This window comes from Streptomyces sp. NPDC003691, from assembly GCF_053981115.1.
On sequence record NZ_JBSFNQ010000183.1, the window covers coordinates 1 to 5,617 of the forward strand.

Genomic DNA, 5,617 nt, shown 5'->3' on the forward strand with positions numbered 1-5,617 from the left:
GGGTCGGGTCGGGTCGGGAACCGGGGAACTCGGCGGCCTGTGACGCTGTCACCAGCCGCCGTTGAGGAAGGCGAGGAGGGCGGGTGCCGGATCCGCCGCGGTGCCCGCGTTCGCCACCGCGACCACGACGGCAACGAGCGCCAGCAACACGGACAGAACCGCGAACGACGCCAGTACACGCCGTGCCCGCCGGTCGGACCGTTCCGTTCCCGTGAACCTCTTCCACAGCAGCACACCGACCGTGACCAGGGCGACCGCGACGGCCGAGGCGAGTACGGCCATGGCCACGTGATACCGGTCGAAGTCGCTGATCATGACCTCCACAGCAGGCGGTGTCCGGTCACCCGCGCCCGCCCGGCCGGCCAGCTGCTCTCTGATCCTGTCGAGTGCCGCGCCGAGTTCACCGTCGGCCGAGGTGACCCCCAGCATCGGCAGCAGCGAGGCGAAGGGCGCCACCGCGCCCTGCACATTGGCCATCACCACCGCCAGGGAGAACAGGGCGAGTACCGTGACCAGAGCGCCGCTCGCCGCGAGGGCCATCGTGCCCGCCCCGAGACCACCGGCCTTTCCGAACGCTCGCCACAGGAGAACACCGAGCGCGACGAGCACGATCGTCAGGAGTGCGGCGATCACGGCCTTCGCCACGTGGTAGCGGAACCAGTAGTCGACCACCGTCTCCAGCTCCGGTGTGAACTTTCGGTCGCCGGAGGCCCAGTACCCGACGAACGCTTCGCGTACGGCTCCGACGAGGTCGTCCCGGTCGGACAGGGTGTTGCCCGTGCCGCCCGCCGCCAGTCTGCGCGGGGCGAGGACGAACGCGGTGGCGAGGGCCACGGCCAGGGCCGTGAGCACGGCGACGGCGCGGCCGGGGACAGGCGCGGATCGCCACGGGGCTGCGGGCTGGGACAAGGACGTTCCTCCGGTCCGATCGGGTGCGGCGACGGCAGTACGACGTCTGCCGCCGTACCGACCACGCTCGCGTACCGGCGCCTCCCGGTCATCGGAGCAGGCCGGACACCCGGTGGTGTGGCAGGCCCCCACCCCGCCCCCGGGGCAAGCCTCCGCCCGGGGCGGGCCCGGACGCGCACGCGGACCGGACCGGGGCGTCCCGTCAGCCCCTGAGATAGGTGAGGACGGCCAGTACCCGGCGGTGCCGGGCGTCGTCGGGCGGAAGACCGAGCTTGGCGAAGACGGTGCCGATGTGCTTCTCCACGGTGCTCGCGGAGACCACGAGCCGCTCGGTGATGGCCGTATTGGAATGGCCTTCGGCCATCAGCTCCAGGATCTGCCGCTCCCGTGCCGTCAGGGAGCCCAGAGCGGTGTCCCGGCGCCGCCCGGTCAGCAGCAGGGCGACCACCTGGGGATCGAGCACCGTTCCGCCGTGTGCGACCCGGTCCAGCGTGTCCAGGAACTCCTCGACCCGGGCGACCCGGTCCTTGAGGAGATAGCCGATCGCGCCGGAGCCGTCCGCGAGCAGCTCGCCCGCGTAGGAGGGCTCCACGTACTGGCTCAGCATCAGGACCGGCGCGCCGGGCAGCTGTCGGCGGACGGCGATCGCCGCGCGCAGACCCTCGTCCGTGTGGGCCGGAGGCATCCGGATGTCGACGACCGACACATCCGGACGGTGTTCCAGCACCGCCCGGACCAGAGCGGGACCGTCGCCGGCCGTGGCCACGACCTGGTGGCCGTCCTCGACGAGCAGACGCACCAGCCCCTCGCGCAGCAGGACCGAGTCGTCGGCCACGACGATCCGCAGCGCTCTCCGGGCGGCCGGGCCCCGTACCGGTCCCGGGACCGCCTCGTGCGGGTTCAGCAGCACGGCAGCTCCCCGGTGATCGTCGTCGGGCCACCGTGCGGACTGCTGATCCGCAACCGGCCGCCGAGAGACAGGAGCCGGTCCTCCAGTCCCCGGAGACCGTGCCCCTTGTCCAGTGCCGCGCCGCCCACTCCGTCGTCCACCACCCGTACCCTCAGCATGCCCTCATGATGGCGGAGCCCGATCACACACCGCCGCGCGCGGCTGTGCTTGGCCACGTTGGTCATGGCCTCCGAGACCACGAAGTACGCCGCCGTCTCGACGGCGTCCCGCGGCCGGTGGTCCAGGGGAGAGGCGTCGAACTCCGTGAAGGTGGCGGAACGCGCGGCCAGGGCGGCGAGGGCCTCGTGCAGACCGCGGTCGACCAGGATCGGCGGGGCGATACCCCGGGAGAGCGCCCGCAGCTCGTCCAGCGTCTCCTGGGTCTGGAGGATCGCGTCGGCGAGTGCCTCCCGGGCCGTCTCGGGCCGCCGGTCGAAGTGGTGCCGGATGCGCCCCAGTTCCACCGCCAGACGGACCAGGCGCTGCTGGGGCCCGTCGTGGATATCGCGTTCGAGCCGGCGCAGCGCGGTGGCCTCGGCCGCGACCGCGGCGACCGTCCGCGCGCGAGCGGCGTCCCGCTCCTGTTCCAGTCCGCTGATCCTGCGCTGCGGCACGGACACGTCGCCGAGCAGTACCTTCCCCAGCCCGCTCTGGACGGTGGCGCATGCCCGGGTCACCAGCGGCAGGGTGAACAGGGTCAGCAGACCGAGTACGGTCCCGAAGACGACCCGCTCGACGGGGGAGGGCAGCCCCAGGGTCACGGCGATGTGCGACTGCGCGTCACCCAGATTCAGCGAGAGCGGCTGCAGCGGTTCGGCCACGGTGTACCGGTAGCGCAGGGAGCATGTGGCGCTGCCGATGCCGACGAACCACCACAGTGCCGTCACCGCCGATGTGACCAGGGCGACGGGCACCAGCAGGACCATATGCGCCACGGCCGGCCATGCCCCGGGGGCCACCGGGTCCGGCCTCCCTCCGTGTCCCGCCCGCGGACCGGCTCGGCCGGTCGTGCCGATCGCGGGCTGCACCCGGGCGATACGCCACCGCTCCACCTCGGCGAACCACCGTGCCGGCGCCAGCGCCCCGGCCACCAACCGCGAGCGTCCGGGCAGCAGCAGACCGGCCGTCGCGACGAGCGCACCACCGATGACGGGCAACAGCCCGACCGCGGCTACCACCGGCGCGGTGAGCAGATAGAGCGACCGCACCAACGTGTCGCGCCCCGTACGGCGAAGGCCCCTCGTGCCCCGGTACCACCGGTCCGGGGCCGGAAGGGAGAGCGCGTTGTTCATGGCCCCACGCTACTGTCCTGCACCAGCACCGGTCCGCTGACGGCCGCACACACCGCCCGCGAGCAGAGTGAGCGACGCCCCTCTCCGAGGACTCCGCCCCCGCGCGGCCGGACAACCCTCACCGCACGTCTGCCGGCGTGCGTGTTCCGGAGACCACTCAATCATCATCGGCGGCGAGTTCCTGGGCCAGTTCCTCGCAGCGCGCCTGGGCCGGCGAGAGGTCGTGGGGCAGTCTGCTGATCGCTTCGTACACGCTCATACCACCGCCCCCGGCATCCGCCTCCGGTATGTCCTCGGAGTCCAGAGCGTCGAGGAGGGCTGCTTCGTCCTCCCCGATTGCCGACTCTTCGATCACGGCCATCAGGGTCTTCTCGAAGGCGTGGCGCCGGGCGGCCGTCGCGGCGACGCGCGGGTCGTCGACGGAGACGGTGTCGTCGAGCGCTTCCTCGGCGGAGTCCACGCGGTCGGACTCGGCCCGAAGCCCGGGACGGGTGGCCAGCGCGATGAACCGGGATGCCTGCACGGCCGCGCCGACAGGGCCGAAGATCCGCTCGGTGACGAGCAGGGTGTCCAGGTCCGCCTGGCGCAGTGACCCCCGGGGAAGCTGCCTCAGCCGGCCGGCGACCGCCTCGGAGAGCAGACCCATCCGGCTGCCCTCGGCACGCATCCGTCGCACACGGGCCCGCTGCCGGGCCAGCTCCGCCTCCCGGGCGGCGAGGTTCTCCTCCAGCCGCCCCAGAGTGGCCTCAATACCCGCACTCCCACTTCCACTCCCGTTTTCACCGGTGGTGGCAAAGGCATCGCGAATATCGTCCAGGGCGATTCCCGCACCGGCCATCTTCCGGATCCACAGCAGCCGGACCACGTCCTGGAACCCGTAGCGACGGCGCCCGTCGGCGCCCCGCCCGGGCTCGGGAATCAGACCCACGGCGTGGTAGTGCCGGATCGCCCGCGGCGTCGTGCCCACGAGGGCCGCCACATCACCGATCCTGGACTGTCGCGACACGAGGAAGGACATGGGCATCAGTGAAGGACCTTTCACCACCGAACGAGGAGGGCTCCACCTGATCACATGCCGCTACGGCAACTGCAACCCGAGCACTGCCCCTGCACGCCGACTCGTCCGAACAGCTCCGGCCGAGCCCCCGCCCGCGCTCTTGCTGTCACCCCGCGGGACTCGGCCCTGAACACGGTCAACGAAGCCCTGCGGGCAGGCATGAGACCGCTATTGGTGGCCGGTGTCGGTGGGCAGGAGTTCCAGTACCAGGGCTACCGCCTCTTCGGGGCTGTCGGTCATGCCGATCACGCCGTACGGATGACGCCGGCGGACTGTGAACCGCCCATCGCGCAGCGGCTCGATGGACCCGCCTTCAACGGTCCAGGGGTAGGTGGTGGAGCTGCTGAAGAGCAGGGTGAAGTGGCTGTTGACCGGGTACAGCCGTCGCAGTCGTGGTTCGGCGCCGGCGGCCTCCACGAGCGGGACGACGCGCGGAAAGGGGCGCTTCGGCGAGCGGCTCTGGTGCACTGACTGCCTCCACTCCCAGATCAGCGGCAGGGCCTGCCAGCAGGCTTCGATCTCATGGGCCGGGCCCCGGCGCCGCGCTGCGGCGATGTCCGGGAGAACCGGTCTCGGAGGCAGGGCCGGTGCCGGATACGGTGTCCTGTTGTTCGTGTCCACCGCTGCAGTGTCGCGTGTGAAGCCCGGAAACGGGAGCGCGCGAAGACCGCGGTCTCGGCGCAGAGCAACTGGTTCAGGCCCGCCCGGACCCCTGGGCGGCCGCGTGACGTGGTCGCGGCCGCATACGTTCCGCGGACGACCCGGACAATGTCGGCCAAACCGGTTGCTGTAAGGGGCACACGGTTAGCATGCGCCGTATGACCACTATCGTCATCCGTCCCGCGGCGCGGGACGATATCGCAGCCATCGTTGCCATGCTCGCGGACGACGCACTGGGCGCCACCCGTGAGTCACCGGAGGATCTGGCTCCCTACCGATCGGCCTATGAGCGACTGCAAGGCGATCCGAACCAGCTGCTGGTCGTTGCCGATCGCGACGGTGAGGTCGTCGGCACCCTCCAGCTCACGATTGTCCCGGGGCTGTCCCGCAAGGGCTCGACCCGTTCGATCATCGAGGGGGTACGGATCCACAGCTCCGAGCGTGGTCACGGCCTCGGTTCCCGGCTCGTCGAGTGGGCCGTCGACGAGTCCCGGCGCCAGGGTTGCCTGCTGGTGCAGCTCACCTCGGACTCGGCCCGCACCGACGCCCACCGCTTCTACGAACGCTTGGGTTTTACAGGTTCGCATGTGGGCTTCAAGCTGCAGCTCTGACAAATCCGAGCGCCGTTTGACGGACACCACGGCGTGGCTCGGACCCTAGGTCGTCTCTTTCGGATCTTGCCGGGCTCGCGTGCCCTGGCACCGCGCCTCGCTGCGTTGTCGTCAATCACCAATGCTCCGCAGTGGCTCA

General features: G+C 71.1%; 6 protein-coding genes. 1 reads left to right on the forward strand and 5 read right to left on the reverse strand.

Annotated elements, in window-relative coordinates; translation table 11 throughout:
* Positions 1 to 48 precede the first annotated feature (48 nt).
* The 5 genes from ACWDR0_RS34385 to ACWDR0_RS34405 form a co-directional block, all read right to left on the reverse strand.
* Positions 49 to 909 carry a hypothetical protein gene (locus ACWDR0_RS34385; RefSeq protein ID WP_456355766.1) on the reverse strand — a complete coding sequence of 287 codons (861 nt, stop codon included), beginning with the start codon at positions 907 to 909 and terminating at the stop codon, positions 49 to 51.
* A 202-nt stretch (positions 910 to 1,111) separates the two neighbouring features.
* Positions 1,112 to 1,756, reverse strand: coding sequence for a response regulator transcription factor (locus ACWDR0_RS34390; RefSeq protein ID WP_456355771.1), 645 nt, complete (start codon positions 1,754 to 1,756; stop codon positions 1,112 to 1,114).
* 53 nt (positions 1,757 to 1,809) lie between these two features.
* Positions 1,810 to 3,150 carry a sensor histidine kinase gene (locus tag ACWDR0_RS34395; protein ID WP_456355767.1) on the reverse strand — a complete coding sequence of 447 codons (1,341 nt, stop codon included), beginning with the start codon at positions 3,148 to 3,150 and terminating at the stop codon, positions 1,810 to 1,812.
* A gap of 157 nt (positions 3,151 to 3,307) precedes the next feature.
* On the reverse strand, positions 3,308 to 4,174 hold the full coding sequence (locus tag ACWDR0_RS34400) for a MerR family transcriptional regulator (RefSeq protein ID WP_456355768.1): 867 nt from the start codon (positions 4,172 to 4,174) through the stop codon (positions 3,308 to 3,310).
* A 201-nt stretch (positions 4,175 to 4,375) separates the two neighbouring features.
* Positions 4,376 to 4,828 (reverse strand): DUF6193 family natural product biosynthesis protein, encoded by a 453-nt coding sequence (locus ACWDR0_RS34405; protein WP_456355769.1) that lies wholly within the window; start codon positions 4,826 to 4,828, stop codon positions 4,376 to 4,378.
* Between the two features lie 197 nt (positions 4,829 to 5,025).
* On the opposite strand from ACWDR0_RS34405, the gene ACWDR0_RS34410 reads away from it, so the two are divergent.
* The gene (locus ACWDR0_RS34410) at positions 5,026 to 5,478 is read left to right on the forward strand and encodes an N-acetyltransferase family protein (RefSeq protein WP_456355770.1); all 453 of its coding nucleotides are present in this window, start codon (positions 5,026 to 5,028) and stop codon (positions 5,476 to 5,478) included.
* The last annotated feature ends 139 nt before the right edge of the window (positions 5,479 to 5,617 follow it).

Bases quoted from the DNA above. Each gene is read 5' to 3' on its own strand.
- ACWDR0_RS34395 (WP_456355767.1), bottom strand. From the start codon at position 3,150: ATGAACAACGCGCTCTCCCTTCCGGCCCCGGACCGGTGGTACCGGGGC.
- ACWDR0_RS34400 (WP_456355768.1), bottom strand. From the start codon at position 4,174: ATGCCCATGTCCTTCCTCGTGTCGCGACAGTCCAGGATCGGTGATGTG.
- ACWDR0_RS34410 (WP_456355770.1), top strand. From the start codon at position 5,026: ATGACCACTATCGTCATCCGTCCCGCGGCGCGGGACGATATCGCAGCC.